This is a genomic window from Klebsiella sp. G-Nf4 (genome assembly GCF_002810615.1).
Taxonomy (GTDB): Bacteria; Pseudomonadota; Gammaproteobacteria; order Enterobacterales; family Enterobacteriaceae; genus Klebsiella; species Klebsiella variicola.
Genome location: NZ_PION01000032.1, coordinates 1 through 766 on the forward strand (window position 1 = coordinate 1; position 766 = coordinate 766).

Consider the following 766-nt stretch of genomic DNA (forward strand, 5'->3'; position numbering starts at 1 on the left):
AGCTTAACCTTCGGGAGGGCGCTTACCACTTTGTGATTCATGACTGGGGTGAAGTCGTAACAAGGTAACCGTAGGGGAACCTGCGGTTGGATCACCTCCTTACCTTAAAGAACCTGCCTTTGTAGTGCTCACACAGATTGTCTGATGAAAAACAGCAGTAAAAACCTCTACAGGCTTGTAGCTCAGGTGGTTAGAGCGCACCCCTGATAAGGGTGAGGTCGGTGGTTCAAGTCCACTCAGGCCTACCAAATTTGCGAAGCAAATTTGAAGAGGTTGCAAACGATGGGGCTATAGCTCAGCTGGGAGAGCGCCTGCTTTGCACGCAGGAGGTCTGCGGTTCGATCCCGCATAGCTCCACCATCATTACTGCAAACACAAGAAAACTTCAGAGTGAACCTGAAAAGGTGCACTGCGAAGTTTTGCTCTTTAAAAATCTGGATCAAGCTGAAAATTGAAACGACACACTGTTTAAGTGTGTTCGAGTCTCTCAAATTTTCGCGACACGTTGGTGTTTTATGAAACATCTTCGGGTTGTGAGGTTAAGCGACTAAGCGTACACGGTGGATGCCCTGGCAGTCAGAGGCGATGAAGGACGTGCTAATCTGCGAAAAGCGTCGGTAAGGTGATATGAACCGTTACAGCCGGCGATGTCCGAATGGGGAAACCCAGTGCAATTCGTTGCACTATCGTTAACTGAATACATAGGTTAACGAGGCGAACCGGGGGAACTGAAACATCTAAGTACCCCGAGGAAAAGAAATCAACC

At 48.4% G+C, this 766-nt stretch carries 2 tRNA genes and 2 rRNA genes; all 4 read left to right on the top strand.

Going from position 1 to position 766, the window contains the following annotated elements:
- A 16S ribosomal RNA gene (locus CWM57_RS27050) occupies positions 1 to 102 on the top strand; the annotation flags it as partial.
- A 69-nt stretch (positions 103 to 171) separates the two neighbouring features.
- A tRNA-Ile gene (locus tag CWM57_RS27055) sits at positions 172 to 248 on the top strand.
- A gap of 36 nt (positions 249 to 284) precedes the next feature.
- A tRNA-Ala gene (locus CWM57_RS27060) sits at positions 285 to 360 on the top strand.
- 177 nt (positions 361 to 537) lie between these two features.
- Positions 538 to 766, top strand: a 23S ribosomal RNA gene (locus CWM57_RS27065); the annotation flags it as partial.